General features: G+C 60.2%; 15 protein-coding genes. 10 read left to right on the plus strand and 5 right to left on the minus strand.

Annotated features, from left to right (window positions below; all coding sequences use genetic code 11):
* Positions 1 to 68 precede the first annotated feature (68 nt).
* From HYI44_RS12360 to HYI44_RS12375, 4 genes are all read right to left on the minus strand, one after another.
* Positions 69 to 833 carry an amino acid ABC transporter ATP-binding protein gene (locus HYI44_RS12360; protein ID WP_122838810.1) on the minus strand — a complete coding sequence of 255 codons (765 nt, stop codon included), beginning with the start codon at positions 831 to 833 and terminating at the stop codon, positions 69 to 71.
* Between the two features lie 11 nt (positions 834 to 844).
* On the minus strand, positions 845 to 1,942 hold the full coding sequence (locus HYI44_RS12365) for an amino acid ABC transporter permease (protein WP_045062116.1): 1,098 nt from the start codon (positions 1,940 to 1,942) through the stop codon (positions 845 to 847).
* Positions 1,943 to 1,952: 10 nt separating this feature from the next.
* On the minus strand, positions 1,953 to 3,134 hold the full coding sequence (locus HYI44_RS12370) for an amino acid ABC transporter permease (protein ID WP_045062115.1): 1,182 nt from the start codon (positions 3,132 to 3,134) through the stop codon (positions 1,953 to 1,955).
* Positions 3,135 to 3,199: 65 nt separating this feature from the next.
* Positions 3,200 to 4,231, minus strand: a complete 1,032-nt coding sequence (locus HYI44_RS12375; RefSeq protein WP_122838809.1) for an amino acid ABC transporter substrate-binding protein — start codon at positions 4,229 to 4,231, stop codon at positions 3,200 to 3,202.
* A gap of 468 nt (positions 4,232 to 4,699) precedes the next feature.
* On the opposite strand from HYI44_RS12375, the gene HYI44_RS12380 reads away from it, so the two are divergent.
* From HYI44_RS12380 to HYI44_RS12400, 5 genes are all read left to right on the plus strand, one after another.
* Positions 4,700 to 5,356 (plus strand): alpha/beta hydrolase, encoded by a 657-nt coding sequence (locus HYI44_RS12380; protein ID WP_122838808.1) that lies wholly within the window; start codon positions 4,700 to 4,702, stop codon positions 5,354 to 5,356.
* Between the two features lie 96 nt (positions 5,357 to 5,452).
* Positions 5,453 to 6,940, plus strand: a complete 1,488-nt coding sequence (rhlB, locus tag HYI44_RS12385; protein ID WP_122838807.1) for an ATP-dependent RNA helicase RhlB — start codon at positions 5,453 to 5,455, stop codon at positions 6,938 to 6,940.
* A gap of 141 nt (positions 6,941 to 7,081) precedes the next feature.
* Positions 7,082 to 8,029, plus strand: coding sequence for an ornithine cyclodeaminase family protein (locus tag HYI44_RS12390; RefSeq protein WP_225569520.1), 948 nt, complete (start codon positions 7,082 to 7,084; stop codon positions 8,027 to 8,029).
* A 147-nt stretch (positions 8,030 to 8,176) separates the two neighbouring features.
* Positions 8,177 to 9,313 (plus strand): NAD(P)/FAD-dependent oxidoreductase, encoded by a 1,137-nt coding sequence (locus tag HYI44_RS12395; RefSeq protein ID WP_225569521.1) that lies wholly within the window; start codon positions 8,177 to 8,179, stop codon positions 9,311 to 9,313.
* 81 nt (positions 9,314 to 9,394) lie between these two features.
* Positions 9,395 to 10,021 carry a transcriptional regulator gene (locus HYI44_RS12400; RefSeq protein ID WP_225569522.1) on the plus strand — a complete coding sequence of 209 codons (627 nt, stop codon included), beginning with the start codon at positions 9,395 to 9,397 and terminating at the stop codon, positions 10,019 to 10,021.
* Positions 10,022 to 10,121: 100 nt separating this feature from the next.
* Here HYI44_RS12400 and hmpA read toward each other — a convergent pair whose 3' ends face one another.
* Positions 10,122 to 11,300 (minus strand): NO-inducible flavohemoprotein, encoded by a 1,179-nt coding sequence (gene hmpA / locus HYI44_RS12405; RefSeq protein WP_122838803.1) that lies wholly within the window; start codon positions 11,298 to 11,300, stop codon positions 10,122 to 10,124.
* A gap of 146 nt (positions 11,301 to 11,446) precedes the next feature.
* Here hmpA and norR point away from each other — a divergent pair, with 146 nt between their 5' ends.
* From norR to HYI44_RS12430, 5 genes are all read left to right on the plus strand, one after another.
* Positions 11,447 to 12,997, plus strand: coding sequence for a nitric oxide reductase transcriptional regulator NorR (norR, locus tag HYI44_RS12410; protein WP_225569523.1), 1,551 nt, complete (start codon positions 11,447 to 11,449; stop codon positions 12,995 to 12,997).
* A gap of 137 nt (positions 12,998 to 13,134) precedes the next feature.
* Entirely contained in the window at positions 13,135 to 14,037 is a 903-nt protein-coding gene (locus HYI44_RS12415; protein WP_045059306.1) for a chemotaxis protein CheV, read from the plus strand.
* A gap of 27 nt (positions 14,038 to 14,064) precedes the next feature.
* On the plus strand, positions 14,065 to 14,523 hold the full coding sequence (locus HYI44_RS12420; protein WP_225569524.1) for a GNAT family N-acetyltransferase: 459 nt from the start codon (positions 14,065 to 14,067) through the stop codon (positions 14,521 to 14,523).
* Between the two features lie 157 nt (positions 14,524 to 14,680).
* Complete coding sequence (locus tag HYI44_RS12425) at positions 14,681 to 15,007, plus strand: hypothetical protein (protein WP_045059304.1); 327 nt, start codon at positions 14,681 to 14,683, stop codon at positions 15,005 to 15,007.
* Between the two features lie 84 nt (positions 15,008 to 15,091).
* The gene (locus HYI44_RS12430) at positions 15,092 to 15,841 is read left to right on the plus strand and encodes a YkgJ family cysteine cluster protein (protein ID WP_122838799.1); all 750 of its coding nucleotides are present in this window, start codon (positions 15,092 to 15,094) and stop codon (positions 15,839 to 15,841) included.
* The last annotated feature ends 37 nt before the right edge of the window (positions 15,842 to 15,878 follow it).

Consider the following 15,878-nt stretch of genomic DNA (forward strand, 5'->3'; position numbering starts at 1 on the left):
ACGGCGCTAAATGGCAGGAAAAAAAAACCCGGAACAAGGTCCGGGTTTACTTCAGCGCCTGAAAACGATCAATGCAGGATCTGGCTCAGGAACAGCTTGGTGCGCTCATTCTGCGGGTTATCGAAGAAGTCATTCGGCGCCGCCTGTTCAACGATCTCGCCTTTGTCCATGAAGATCACGCGGTTGGCCACGGTACGGGCGAAGCCCATTTCGTGGGTCACGCAAAGCATGGTCATGCCGTCTTCGGCCAGGCCGATCATGGTGTCCAGCACCTCTTTCACCATCTCGGGGTCGAGTGCCGAAGTCGGTTCGTCGAACAACATGATTTTCGGCTTCATGCACAGGGCACGGGCAATCGCCACGCGCTGCTGTTGACCGCCGGACAGTTGCCCCGGGAATTTATGCGCCTGCTCCGGAATGCGTACGCGTTCCAGGTAGTGCATGGCGATTTCCTCGGCCTTGCGCTTGGGCATCTTGCGTACCCACATCGGCGCCAGGGTGCAGTTCTGCAGGATGGTCAGGTGCGGGAACAGGTTGAAGTGCTGGAACACCATGCCGACTTCGCGACGCACCGACTCGATCTGCTTGAGGTCGTTGGTCAGCTCCACGCCATCGACCACGATGCGCCCTTGCTGGTGTTCTTCAAGGCGATTGAGGCAGCGAATGGTGGTGGATTTGCCGGAACCCGACGGGCCGCACAGGACGATTCGCTCGCCCTGCCTGACGTTCAGGTTGATGTCCTTGAGTACGTGAAACTGCCCGTACCACTTGTTCACGCCCTGCATCTGGATAATGCCTTCAGGGCTCACAGGCTGTTTGATTGCTTCGCTCATAAAAAGAACTCCTAACGCTTGTGGCCAGTGTCGAGCTTGCGTTCCAGATGCATGGAATAGCGCGACATACCAAAACAGAAAATCCAGAACACCAGGGCGGCGAACACGTAGCCTTCAGTGGCCATGCCCAACCATTTCGGGTCGGCGGCCGCTTGCTTGACGCTGTTGAGCAGGTCGAACAGGCCGATGATGATCACCAGGCTGGTGTCCTTGAACAGCGCAATGAAGGTGTTGACGATGCCAGGGATCACCAGCTTCAGGGCTTGCGGCAGGATCACCAGGCCCATCGAACGCCAGTAGCCAAGGCCCATTGCGGCGGCTGCTTCGTACTGACCTTTGGGAATCGCCTGCAGGCCACCGCGCACCACCTCGGCCACATAGGCCGACTGGAACAGGATCACGCCGATCAGGGCCCGCAGCAGCTTGTCGAAGTTCATGCCTTCGGGCAGGAACAACGGCAGCATTACCGAGGACATGAACAACACCGTGATCAACGGCACGCCGCGCCAGAATTCGATGAAGGTCACACAGACCACGCGAATCGCCGGCATGTTCGAGCGCCGCCCCAGTGCCAGGACAATACCCAGCGGCAAGGCGCCGGCAATCCCGACGGTGGCGATCACCAGGGTCAGCATCAGGCCGCCCCATTGGCTGGTCGCCACCTGGGTCAGGCCAAACACACCACCGTGCAACAGGCACCAGGCAATGATCGGATACAGCACCAGGAAGCTCAGCCCGTACACCGCTTTACGCGGGAAGCGCGAGATGAACAACGGGGCTACGCCGATAACCGCCAGCCATACGGTCAGGTCCACGCGCCAGCGCATGTCCACCGGGTAGTAGCCGTACATGAACTGGCCGAAGCGCTGCTGAATGAACACCCAGCAGGCGCCCTCCTTCGTGCAGTCGGCCTGGCTGGTCCCGACCCAGTTGGCATTGATGATCGCCCAGCTGAGGATCGGCGGCACCACGAGGTAGATCAGGTAGAACGCAAACAGGGTCAGCAGGGTGTTGAGCCAGCTGGAGAACATGTTGGCGCGCATCCACGCCACCACACCGATACTGCGGTCCGGTGGCGGCATGTCAGGTTTGAAGATATGAGTACTCATGCGCTATTCCTTACCGCTCGATCAGCGCAATGCGCTTGTTGTACCAGTTCATCAGCAGGGAAATGCTGATACTGATCGCCAGGTACACGCTCATGGTGATGGCAATCACCTCGATCGCCTGTCCGGTCTGGTTCAGCACCGTGCCGGCAAACAACGAAACCATTTCCGGGTAACCGATACCGGCAGCCAGCGAGGAGTTTTTGGCCAGGTTCAGGTATTGGCTGGTCAGCGGTGGAATGATCACGCGCAGGGCTTGCGGGATGATCACCTTGCGCAGGGTCGGACCGTTGCGCAGCCCCAGGGAGTGCGCCGCCTCGGTCTGGCCATGGCTGACCGACTTGATGCCCGAGCGCACGATCTCGGCAATGAATGCCGCGGTGTACACGGTGAGCGCCAGGGTCAACGCCAGCAGTTCGGGGATCAATACCCAGCCACCGACGAAGTTGAAGCCTTGCAGCTTGGGCATCTCCCAATGCACCGGAGCGCCAAAGATCAACGCGCACAGTGCCGGGATCACCAGGAACAGTGCCAGGCCGACCCAGAATTTGTGGAATGGCACGCCGGTTTCTTCGAAACGTTTGTTGGCCCAGCGGCACATCAGCACGATAGCGACAATGGCCACGCCCACGCCGGCCACGAATGGCCAGAAACCATCCGACGCCAACGCCGCTGGCATGTTCAGGCCACGGCTGCTGACAAAGAAGGTATCGCCGAAGTTATGACTGGCACGCGGTCCTGGCATGGTCAGGAATACCGCGAAGTACCAGAAAAGGATCTGCAGCAGCGGCGGAATGTTGCGGAAAACCTCTACATACACCGTCGCCAGCTTGGCAATAATCCAGTTTTTTGACAGCCGTGACACGCCGACGATGAACCCGAGGATCGTCGCCAGGATCACGCCAATGAACGTCACCAGCAGCGTATTGAGCAGGCCGATGACAAACACCCGGGCATAGCTGTCCGATTCGGTGTAGTCGATCAGGTGTTGAGCGATGCCGAAACCGGCACTGCGCTCCAGGAAGTCGAAGCCGGAAGTGATGCCCCGGTGTTGCAGGTTGGTCTGGGTGTTGTCGAACAGAAACCAGCCCAGCGAGACCACCGCCACAATGGTGATGATCTGGAATAGCCACGCACGCACTTTGGGATCGCTGAGGCTGAGCCTCTGCTTTGGTGCGCCGATTGAATTTTGCATGAAGTGCCCCGCAAAGAATGGAACAGAACATCACCCGGCGGTTGGCCCACCGGGTGATAGAACCATCAGCGCACTGGTGGTGCGTATTGAATGCCGCCGTTGTTCCACAGCGCGTTCAGGCCACGGTCGATTTCCAGCGGGGTGCTCTTGCCGAGGTTTTTCTCGAACACTTCGCCGTAGTTACCTACTTGCTTGATGATCTGTACGACCCAGTCTTTCGGTAGTTTCAGATCCTTGCCGTATTCACCGTCAGCCCCGAGCATACGAGCGACGTCCGGGTTCTTGGTGGCCTTGGCTTCAGCTTCGACGTTTTTCGAAGTGATGCCGGCTTCTTCAGCGTTGAGCATGGCGTAGCCAGTCCAGCGGACCACTGCCAGCCACTCGTCATCGCCGTTACGCACGACAGGGCCCAGGGGCTCCTTGGAGATGGTTTCCGGCAGAACCACGTAGTCCTTCGGCGCGGCCAGCTTGCTGCGCTGGGCGAACAGTTGGGACTTGTCGGAGGTCAGCACGTCGCAACGACCGGACTCCAGCGACTTGGCGCTTTCATCGGAGGTGTCGAAGGTGATCGGGGTGTATTTCAGACCATTGCCACGGAAGTAGTCGGAAACGTTCAGCTCAGTGGTGGTACCGGCCTGGATGCAGATGGTTGCACCGTCCAGTTCCTTGGCGCTCTTGACGCCCAGCTTGTTGTTTACCAGGAAGCCGATGCCGTCGTAGTAGGTGATGAAGCCTGGAAACTTCAGGCCCATGCCCGCGTCACGGGAGCTGGTCATGGTGGTGTTGCGCGACAGGATGTCGATTTCGCCGGACTGCAGCGCAGTGAAGCGCTCCTTGGCGTTCAACTGACTGAATTTAACCTTGGTCGCGTCGCCGAATACGGCAGCGGCTACAGCGCGGCAGAAGTCAGCATCGATGCCGAGGATCTTGCCAGTGGCGTCCGGAACCGAGAAACCCGGCAGGCCGTCACTTACACCGCACTGTACAAAACCTTTCTTCTGCACTGCATCCAGGGTTGCACCCGCCTGAGCGAACCCGCTGACGCCAAGTACTGCGGCTGCAGTCACGACGGCCAGGGTGGATTTCAACATCTTCATTCAAACCTCCAGTTTTGCTCTTGTTGTGTCGGAGCGTGAGTCCAGTCGCACCCTTATGAGGCGTTGTTGACCCGTGTTGGCTTTTTTTAGGGTCAAGCGACGTAGGACCTTAGCTATGAGTCTAGTAGGAGAAAATCCACATCATGGATCGCTCACTCTCACCAGTCGGCCGAACGGGCTGTAGCCCTTCACGTTCGCGAAGCCCGTAGCGGCCACTGGCGAACATCCATCACCGGATTTTTGTTGCTATCCCGCCACCGGCAGTACACTGATAGTGTTACCGCCAGTCGCTGGATTGATTGCTCGGGTTTTCCCATAGCAAAGCCCGTACCAGACCGCCCGCCAAAGCGATTCAAAGACAGGTCAATAGCAAAACTTGTAACCTTGCGACATCTTCTTAACTGATCAACCAGACGCGCACTCAGATCTCGCACTCAATGAGAGCGCACGCACAAAAATGGAGCGAACATGACCGAGCCCCTGATTCTTCAACCCGTCAAGCCAGCAGACGCCTGCGTTATCTGGCTGCACGGCCTGGGCGCCGACCGTTATGACTTCCTGCCAGTGGCCGAAGCGCTGCAGGAAACCCTGTTGAGCACCCGCTTTGTTTTACCCCAGGCACCCACGCGCGCGGTCACCATTAATGGTGGCTACGAGATGCCAAGCTGGTACGACATATTGGCCATGAGCCCGGCCCGGGCAATCAGCCGCGAGCAGCTGGATGAGTCAGCAAAACGGGTTCTGGACTTGATCGAAACTGAGCGCGCCAGCGGAATAGACGCCTCGCGAATTTTTCTCGCCGGTTTTTCCCAGGGCGGTGCCGTGGTGTTGCACGCGGCCTTCCTGAAATGGCAAGGCCCGCTGGGTGGCGTACTTGCCCTCTCCACCTACGCTCCGACGTTCAGCGACGCGCTGGACATTTCCGCCAGCCAGCAGCGTATTCCCGTGCTGTGCCTGCACGGCCAGTACGATGACGTGGTGCAAAATTCGATGGGGCGCAGTGCCTACGAGCACTTGAAGGCCCATGGTGTCACCGTGACATGGCAGGAATACCCAATGGGCCACGAAGTGTTACCCGAAGAGATCAGCGATATCGGCGCCTGGCTGACCGAGCGCCTACGCTAAACAGACTGTGTAAAAGCTGCCTTTGATCATCACACTACGCCGCGCCCGATTCTTGCATTACACTGGCCGGCGTACATTCCTTAATCAATTGATGAGATGACCGTGCTCAAAGCACTCAAGAAAATGTTCGGTAAAAGCGAGACTGAGCAGCTCGCGCCAGCCTCCAGCGCTCCGTCTCACTCACCCAGCCACCGCGCCGACGGTAATCAGTCTGGCCGGACCGCCACCGCAGCGGTACCCAAGCACGAGCCGATGACCCCGCAGGCTGCCCCTACTGTCGAGGTAACAGCCGACGAGCCGCCGCGCAGCGAAACCCCCAAGCCTGCCAGGCCGCGTCGCGAACCCAAGCCCAAGGCACCGGTTATTCCCTGGAAACTCGAAGACTTCGTCGTCGAACCCCAGGAAGGCAAAACCCGTTTCCACGATTTCAAACTCGCCCCTGAACTGATGCACGCCATCCAGGACCTGGGCTTCCCGTATTGCACGCCGATCCAGGCGCAGGTGCTGGGCTTTACCCTCGCTGGCAAGGATGCCATCGGCCGCGCCCAGACCGGCACCGGCAAGACCGCTGCGTTCCTGATCTCGATCATCACCCAGTTGCTGCAAACCCCGCCGCCCAAAGAGCGCTACATGGGCGAGCCACGGGCGTTGATCATCGCGCCAACCCGGGAACTGGTGGTGCAGATTGCCAAGGACGCCGCTGACCTGACCAAGTACACCGGCCTCAATGTCATGACGTTCGTCGGCGGCATGGACTTCGACAAGCAGCTCAAGCATCTCGAAGCCCGTCACTGCGACATCCTCGTGGCCACGCCCGGCCGTCTGCTGGACTTCAACCAGCGCGGCGACGTGCACCTGGACATGGTCGAAGTCATGGTCCTGGACGAAGCCGACCGCATGCTCGACATGGGCTTCATCCCGCAGGTGCGGCAGATCATTCGCCAGACCCCGCCGAAGAACGAGCGTCAGACGCTGCTGTTCTCCGCGACCTTCACCGAAGACGTGATGAACCTGGCCAAGCAATGGACCACCGAGCCGTCGATCGTCGAGATCGAGTCGCAGAACGTCGCCAGCGAAAACGTCGAGCAGCACATCTACGCCGTTGCCGGTGCTGACAAATACAAACTGCTCTACAACCTGGTCAACGACAACGGCTGGGAGCGGGTGATGGTGTTCGCCAACCGCAAGGACGAAGTGCGTCGCATCGAAGAACGGCTGGTGCGTGATGGCGTCAACGCCGCGCAGTTGTCCGGTGACGTACCGCAGCACAAGCGCATCAAGACGCTGGAAGGCTTCCGCGAAGGCAAGATCCGCGTGCTGGTCGCCACCGATGTTGCCGGTCGCGGCATTCATATTGACGGTATCAGCCACGTGATCAACTTCACCCTGCCGGAAATGCCGGACGACTACGTGCATCGTATCGGCCGCACCGGACGTGCGGGCGCCGATGGCGTGTCCATCAGCTTCGCCGGTGAAGACGACTCTTACCAGTTGCCGTCCATCGAGGCGCTGCTGGGTCGCAAGATCAGCTGCGAGACGCCGCCGACCCATTTGTTGCGGGCGGTTGAGCGTAAGCGCCCGTAAATACGGGCCGCAGTAGAAGAGGCGCAGCCGGCAACGGACTGCGCTTTTTTTTGCCTGGTTTTTTCTCGAACGGAGCTTGTCGGAATAAACTAAAAGTCCATAATAGACAAAATAGTTCATATGCAGTCTCCGGAGCCGTTCATGTCCAGCACGCCTTACGTGGTCACCCAACCTCAAGCACGCGAGTTGCTCGATCAAATCGACGTGCCGCAGATCCTGCGCAAACTGTTCCGTGACCTGGCCGCAGGGTACGCGGTGCAACCGGCGCAGCAACTGGTTGAATTTCCCCAAGGCGCTGGCGACTTCATCAACTACTTGGGTGTGCTGGCCGAAGATGGCGTTTATGGGGTCAAGACTTCGCCTTACATCGTGCGCGAGCAAGGCCCGCTGGTGACGGCGTGGACGCTGCTGATGTCGATGCAGACTGGTCAACCGCTGTTGCTCTGTGATGCCGGTGAACTGACCACGGCACGTACGGCGGCGACCACCGCCGTGGCGGTCGATGCCCTGGCGCCGCCAAAAGCACAGCGCCTGGCAATTATCGGCAGCGGCAAGGTGGCCCAGGCGCACCTGCATTACGTGAAGGGCCTGCGTGACTGGCAGAGCATCAACCTGTATTCCCCGAGCCTGGACGGTCTTGACGCTGAAGCGAAGGCACGGCTCACAGGGCTTGATCCGCGCCTGACGCTGGTTTCCAGTCGCGAAGCGGCCGTCCTGGACGCTGACGTGATCATGCTGTGCACCTCCTCCGCTGGCCCGGTCATCGACCCGTCCACCTTGAGCAAACCGGCCCTGATCACCTCCATCAGCACCAATGCGCCACGGGCTCACGAAGTGCCGCCGCACAGCCTCAACGCCATGCAGGTGTTCTGCGACTATCGCGTGACCACGCCCGGTTCGGCCGGCGAGATGCTGATTGCCGGCGAACAGCATGGCTGGGACAAGGACAGTATCGTCGGCGACCTGTCCGAGCTGATGAGCGAAAAAGTGCAACGTCCGGCCTACGATCGCCACGTGTTCTTCCGCTCGATCGGTCTGGGCCTGGAAGACATCGCGCTGGCCAATGCCATCTACCGCCTACAGCACTAACACCACCAACCCCTGTAGGAGCTGCCGAAGGCTGCGATCTTTTGATCTTGACCTGGTAAAAGCAAGATCAAAAGATCGCAGCCTGCGGCAGCTCCTACACAGGGGGGTATCAATAACATTGGCATTTGCGCCCATCAGGAGACAAGCATGAGCCAGGCAGACTTCATCATCATCGGCGGCGGCATTGCCGGCGCTTCCACCGGTTTCTGGCTGTCGCAGCACGCGCGGGTGATTGTGCTCGAACGCGAATCCCATCCGGGCTACCACTCCACCGGCCGTTCCGCGGCGTTGTACACCGCCGCTTACGGCACACCACAGGTTCGGGCATTGACCCAGGCCAGCCGGGATTTCTTCGACGCACCACCGCCAGGCTTCTGCGAACATCCACTGCTGACCCCGCGCGGCGAGATGACGGTGGACTTCAGCGGCGACCCTGCCGAACTGCAGAACCAGTACCTGAGCGCCAAGGTCACAGTGCCGCAGATGCAGCTGCTTAGCGCCGAGGAAGCGTGCGTGCGCCTGCCGATCTTGCGCCGGGAAAAAGTTCATGGCGCCATCTATGACCCGACCGCCAGCGACATTGATACCGATGCGCTGCATCAGGGCTACCTGCGCGGAATCCGCCGCAACCAGGGCCAGGTCCTGACCGATACTCAGGTGGTGAGCCTGAGCCGGGATGCCGAGGGCATCTGGCAGGTGCAAACCGACGGCCAAACCTTTAGCGCCCCGGTCATCATCAATGCGGCAGGCGCCTGGGCGGACAAAATCGGCGCCCTCGCTGGCGCGCAGCCATTGGGCCTGCAACCCAAGCGCCGCGCGGCGTTCATCTTTGCCGGGCCCGAAGGCGTGGACATCCACCACTGGCCGATGCTGGTCAGCCTGGATGAATCCTTCTACATGAAGCCCGACGCCGGGATGCTTCTCGGCTCGCCAGCCAATGCCGACCCGGTCGAACCCCATGATGTGCAACCCGAAGAGCTGGACATTGCCATGGGCATCTACCAGATCGAGGAGGCCACCACCCTGACCATCCGCCGCCCGACCCGCACCTGGGCGGGCTTGCGCAGTTTTGTCAGCGACGGCGATTTGCTGTCCGGCTTCGATCCGCAAGTACCTGGACTGTTCTGGGTGGCGGCTCAAGGCGGTTACGGGATTCAGACCTCTCCGGCGATGGGCCAGGCCAGCGCTGCACTGGTGCGCGGCGAGGCCCTGCCGGAAGCCCTGTCGAAATTCGGCCTGAATGCCGCCATGCTCGCCCCCGCCCGCCTGAACCAACAGGGGTAGTCAGGTGACGTCCACTCCCGTTTGCTGCAAACTTCCAGCGCCCTGCCTTATGGGCGCTGACGTCGCGCGGAGCACCACTGAATGAACGCCCCCGAGAAAGATCCGGCCCTGGATAACTACCGAGCCATCAGTGACGCGATTGCGACGCTGTTCTTTCCCCATGCCGAAGTGGTGCTGCACGATCTGCGCACGCAGAAAGTCGACTACATCGCCAACAACCTGTCGAAACGCGAAATCGGCGACGATTCCTCGCTGGAAGACATACTCAGTGATGAGGTCAGCGAACGAAACATCGGGCCGTATGAAAAGCTCAATTGGGATGGTCAGAAAATTCGCAGCCTGAGCAGCGTGTTGCGTGACAGCGCTGGTCATCCTTTGGCGGTGCTGTGCATCAATCTGAATATTTCGTTGTTCGAAAACGCCAAGGCGGCGCTGGATCTGTTCCTGTCGCCGAGCAAGCTGATACCGCAACCGGACTCACTGTTCCGTGATGACTGGCAGGAGCGGATCAACACCTTCCTCCATGCCTGGCTGCGCGAGCGACAGCTGAGCCTGAGCATGCTGACCCGCGACCACAAACGCGAACTGGTCCTGGCCCTGCACGCCGAAGGCGCCTTCAAAGGCAAAAGCGCCTCCAACTATGTGGCCAATGTCCTGAACATGGGACGGGCGACGGTTTACAAACATTTGAAGGAACTGAAGGGCTGAGCTGACTCTCCCGGGGCCGGCTTGCAAGGGTGACTGTACAGGCCTCATCGCGGGCAATCAGCTACACCTTTGCAATCCGCCCGTGCAAAAGGTGCGGTGGTTATTCCAGCGCGGATGCCGGCCCGAAGAACTCGTAGCGGCTTTGCTTCTCCGGCACACCCAGCGCCTTGAGATGGCGCTTGACCGCCGCCATGAAACCCTTGGGCCCAAGGAAATAGGCATCCAGATCGCGCTCCTGCGGCAACCACTCGCCTAACTGTTCCTGGCTCAACAACCCCACCTTATGCGCCGCCGGGCTCACGCCGTCATCTTCGGCATAGCAGTAAAACCGCTTGAGCTGCGGATGACGTTCGGCAAGCCCGTCGATCCAGTCACGAAACGCATGGACGCTGCCATTGCGCGCGCAGTGGATGAAGTGCACCGGACGCTCAGTTGCCAGCGCCGCCTCCAGCATCGCCAGGGTCGGGGTAATCCCAACGCCGCCACTGATCAGCACCAGGGGTTTGTCACTGGCACTGAGGGTGAATTCACCCGATGGCGGAAACAGCTGGATGGACGCACCGACGTGCAGTTGATCGTGCAGGTGGTTGGAGGCGCGACCGCCGTGCTCACGCTTGACGCTGATGCGGTATTGGCCCTTGGTCAATGCCGACAGTGAATAGTTACGGCGAATTTCTTCACCATCGAGTACCAGTTTCATGCCGATGTACTGGCCAGGCTCCGCTGCCAGGATCGGGCCCTTATCGGCAGGCTCGAAGTAGAACGAAATGATCTCCGCACTCTCCTCGACCTTGGCCGCCACGATGAACTCCCGCGCGCCACGCCAGCCGCCAGGCGCCTGTTCCTTCTGGTCGTAGATGCTTTTTTCCGCGCCGATCAGGATATCGGCCAGTTGACCGTAGGCTGCGCCCCAGGCGGCCATCACTTCAGGCGTGGCGATCTCGTCACCCAACACTTCGCAAATGGCACGCAGCAAACAGCTGCCAACGATCGGGTAATGCTCCGGCAGGATTTGCAAGGCCACGTGCTTGTTGATGATCTTGGCCACCAGATCGCCCAACTGGTCGAGTTGATCGATGTGACGGGCATACATCAGCACACCGTTGGCCAAGGCACGCGGCTGGTCTCCACTGGCCTGGTGGGCCTGGTTGAACAAAGGGCGCACTTCAGGGTATTCGGAGAGCATCATCCGGTAGAAATGGGTAATTAATGCTTCGCCACCGCTTTCCAGCAACGGCACGGTGGATTTGACGATTGCACGATCTTGAGCGCTCAGCATAAAGTAACTCCTGGGTTTCTATTCGTTTGCCCTTACGTATCAGTTTTCATGCCAGATTTAATTTTCATATAAATCAATAACTTACCAACTATATAGTCATTTAGACCTGATGTGATTTATAGTCATATCGACTATATGGAGTCACTATGACTGCAAAATCCTTGCTCACCACGCTGCTCCCGCTGGTCTCTGACCTGTCCCGCGAGCTCCCGGAGGGCGAGCGTTATCGACGCCTGCTCGAAGCCATGCGCGCCCTGCTGCCGTGCGATGCTGCAGCCCTATTGCGCATCGATGGCGAATGGCTGGTGCCCCTGGCAGTCGACGGCCTGAGCACCGATACCCTGGGGCGGCGCTTTAAAATCAGCGAGCATCCGCGCTTCGAAGCGCTGCTCAGCAGTCCGGGCCCCACCCGGTTTGCCGCCGATAGCGAGTTGCCAGACCCCTACGATGGGCTGGTCGATGGCCTGCATGAGCATCTGGAAGTCCATGACTGCATGGGCTGCCCGTTGTTTATCGACGAACGCCCCTGGGGCCTGCTGACGCTCGATGCCCTCGATCCGCAACGCTTCGAACCGATTGAGCTGGATGCACTGCAAGCGTTCGCCAGCCTGGCGGCGGCCACGGTCAATGCAGCCGAACGGATCGAGCGCCTGGCCAACAGGGCCGAAGACGAGCATCAGCGCGCCGAGGTTTATCGCCAGGCGAGCGGCCAGCAGAACCGCGAGATGATCGGCCAGAGCAAGGCGCTCAAACGCCTGGTTGAAGAAATCGACCTGGTGGGCAGCAGCGACCTTACCGTACTGATCACTGGCGAAACCGGGGTCGGCAAGGAACTGGTGGCCCAGGCCATCCACGCCGCGTCCGCCCGCGCCGACAAACCGATCATCAGCCTCAACTGCGCCGCCCTGCCCGACACCCTGGTGGAAAGCGAGCTGTTCGGCCACGTGCGCGGCGCCTTCACCGGCGCCACCAATGACCGGCGCGGAAAATTCGAACTGGCCAATGGCGGCACGCTGTTTCTCGACGAAGTGGGCGAGCTGTCGCTGACTGTGCAGGCCAAACTGCTGCGCGTGCTGCAAAGCGGCCAGCTGCAACGGTTGGGGTCGGACAAGGAACACCAGGTGAACGTGCGCTTGATTGCCGCGACCAACCGCGACCTGGCCGAGGAAGTGCGCAGTGGTCGCTATCGTGCCGATTTTTATCACCGGCTGAGCGTCTACCCCCTGCTGGTGCCGGCGCTGCGCGACCGCGGGCGCGATGTACTGTTGCTCAGCGGATACTTCCTTGAGCAGAACCGCTCACGCATGGGCCTCAACAGCCTGCGCCTGAGCAGCGATGCCCAAGCCGCGTTGCTGGCCTACAACTGGCCGGGCAACGTGCGGGAGCTGGAGCACCTGATTGGCCGCAGCGCCCTGAAGGCGCTGGGACACTGCAAGGAGCGGCCGAAGATTCTCACCTTGAGCGCGGCGGATCTGGACCTGCCCAATGGCAACGTCCAAGCAGTGCCAGAGCAACCCGCCGGTGCAGCGGTGGCAACGGTGTCAGGCGACCTGCGTGAAGCAACCGAAAATTATCAGCGACAACTGATCAGCGCTTGCCTGGAACGCCACCACGACAATTGGGCCAGCGCGGCGCGGGAGCTGGGCCTGGACCGGGCGAATCTTGGACGCATGGCCAAGCGCCTCGGCATGAAGTAACCAAGGATCGTTCGATCTTTTGATCAATCGAACATCGATTGAATGCTAAAGCCTGCCCCCGACAAGTCGATAACCCGGCATCGATAGTTGTTGGCGGTCCCCGGCCCGCCCATCACCTTTCTCCACAGAAGGTTTTTATGTCCTCCACCAAAGCCCGCGCAGACTCACTCTCGCTTCTGCTATTTACCTTGCGCAGCGGCAAGTTGATGGCGATTAACCTGCTGAAAGTCAGTGAAATCATCCCCTGCCCGCCGCTGACCAAAATGCCGGAGTCACACCCACACGTCAAAGGCATCGCCAGCCTGCGCGGAATGTCGTTGTCGGTGATCGACCTCAGCCGAGCCATTGGCGAACGACCGCTGGAAGACCCCAACGGTGGTTGCCTGATCGTCACCGATGTCAGCCGCTCCAAACAGGGTCTGCACGTGCAGGCAGTGAGCAAGATCGTCCACTGCCTGACCACCGATATCCGCCCACCGCCCTACGGCTCTGGCGGCTCGCGCTCGTACATTACCGGGGTCACCTCGGTCGATGGCACGCTGGTGCAGGTGCTGGATATCGAAAAGGTCATCCACGGCATTGCCCCGGCCCAGATCGAATCGGCACCGACCGAACTCAGCATGGAAGACGCCGACATACTCGGCAACGCGCGGATCCTGGTGGTCGATGACAGCCAGACCGCATTGCAGCAATCGGTGCACACCCTGCGCAACCTCGGCCTGCAATGCCACACCGCCCGCAGCGCCAAGGAGGCCATCGATTGCCTGCTGGACTTGCAAGGCACCGAACAGCAGATCAACCTGATCGTTTCAGACATCGAAATGTCGGAGATGGACGGCTATGCTTTTACCCGGACCTTGCGTGAAACCCCGGATTTCTCCCACCTCTATGTGTTGCTCCACACGTCTCTGGACAGTGCGATGAACAGCGAAAAGGCGCGTCTTGCCGGCGCAAACGCCGTATTGACCAAGTTCTCCTCGCCGGAACTGACCAAGTGCCTGATCGAAGCCGCCAAGACCGTTGCAGAACAGGGTCATTAAGGTGTGAGCGAGGATTTCTGTTTTCTGATGCGGCGCAACCTCGCTACAGCGGTGCCCGCGATCACTTGGCCGCCGGGTATTGTCCTCAGCCAGTACCGCCCGGACCGGGCTGAAGCCGTTCATCGCTTGATGGAACAGGGTTATCTGCACGGTGGCGGTCGCGTGCCGGTACTGGATACCTGGCAACGGCGTTTTGAAACCGATCCCGAGTACGACCCGTCCCTGTGCTTCATCGCGCTGGACGATGAAGGGATTGTGGGTGTCTGCCAGTGCTGGACGAGTGCCTACATCAAAAACCTGGTGGTGCATCCGCGGGCCCAGGGCCGAGGTGTAGGCCGGGCACTGCTGCTCCATGCCTTCAACATATTCCAGCAAAGGCGCGAAGGATTTGTTGATTTGAAGGTGCGGGAAGACAACCTGAGGGCGCTGCGGTTGTATGAGCGTGTCGGGATGTATGTGGTCAGGCGCGAACCGGTGCCTGCCTGATATCGCCAGGATCGCAGCCTTCGGCAGCTCCTGCCGACGAACGCAGCCCACCCTGTAGGAGCTGCCGAAGGCTGCGATCTTTAGGCGGTCGGGCAAACTTATCCTGTCGAGGCATACTCCAACCTCGGACAACCCATGCCCCAGGATCCCGAAACCCATGAAAGCGATCACCCTGACCTTCATCTGTCTCGGCGCCCTCGCCACCCAGGCCCAGGCTTCCAGCTCAGACGCCTGGGCCGCCTTCGACAAGGCCGTGCTCACCAGTTGCACCAAGGCCAGCGGCCTGAAGAACGCCAAACCGGTCGGTAACGCCGCTCAATTCGATGACCGGGTCGAGTACACCGCACTGCTGCTGCAAGGCCAGTACCCGCAAAAACACATGAAAGGCCAGCAAGGCACCGAGCTGTGCCTCTACAACAAGAAAAGCAAAACAGCCTATGTCACCGAGTGGGATTCCATCCGCCCGCCGGCCAAAAACCGGTGAATGGCGCATAACTTGCTTCCAGGCAGGCCTGCGCGGTGATTTTCCGTCACCGCTTGACTGCCTTCGGATGCGACTGACTGCTCAATGAATACGACGTTTTCCTGCGTAGGTTGTGGCAAATGCTGCACCGATCACCATGTCCCCCTGACCCTGGATGAAGCCCGCATGTGGGCCGCTGACGGCGGTCAGGTGATCGTGCTGGTCGAGGGTTTTCTCGGTAATGGCCTGGGCCTGCCCGTGCAGCAACGCGAACATGCCGAGCGTCGCTCGGTACAGGTCAGCAGCGGCGAAACCGAGGCGTTCGTGGCCATTACCTTTGCCGCCTACAACCAGGGTCGCTGCCGGAATCTTGACGAAGACAACCTGTGTCGCATCTATGACCGCCGCCCGTTGGTCTGCCGCATCTACCCCATGGAGATCAATCCGCACATCCCGCTCGACATCGCGGTGAAGGAGTGCCCGCCACAATCGTGGGAAAGCGGCCCGGACCTGATCGTCGGCGGCACCCTGGTCGATCAGCCACTGGCCGAGCTGATCCAGCGCTCCCGCCAGGCGGACCGCGACGACGTGCTGGTCAAGGATGCGATGTGCGCGCTATTGGGCATTCGCACCACGGCGTTGAAGGGCGACGGGTTCACTGCGTACCTGCCGGACATGGCCGAATTTGCCACGATCTTCGATGAACTGGCCGGCCAGACGCTGCCGGAATGGGCCAGCGAGTGGCTGTTCCATGTGTCAGGCGACGACATCGCCGGCCAGGTGCAAGCCGCCGGTGCCGAGGTGACCAGCGAGACAGCGCAGAACTATGCGTTTATTTCGTTGCGGGCGGCCTGATCTGAAAACCTGTCGCGGCCAAGCCCGCCCCTGTGGG

The organism is Pseudomonas sp. Y24-6 (assembly GCF_020295325.1).
GTDB classification, from domain to species: Bacteria; Pseudomonadota; Gammaproteobacteria; order Pseudomonadales; family Pseudomonadaceae; genus Aquipseudomonas; species Aquipseudomonas gregormendelii.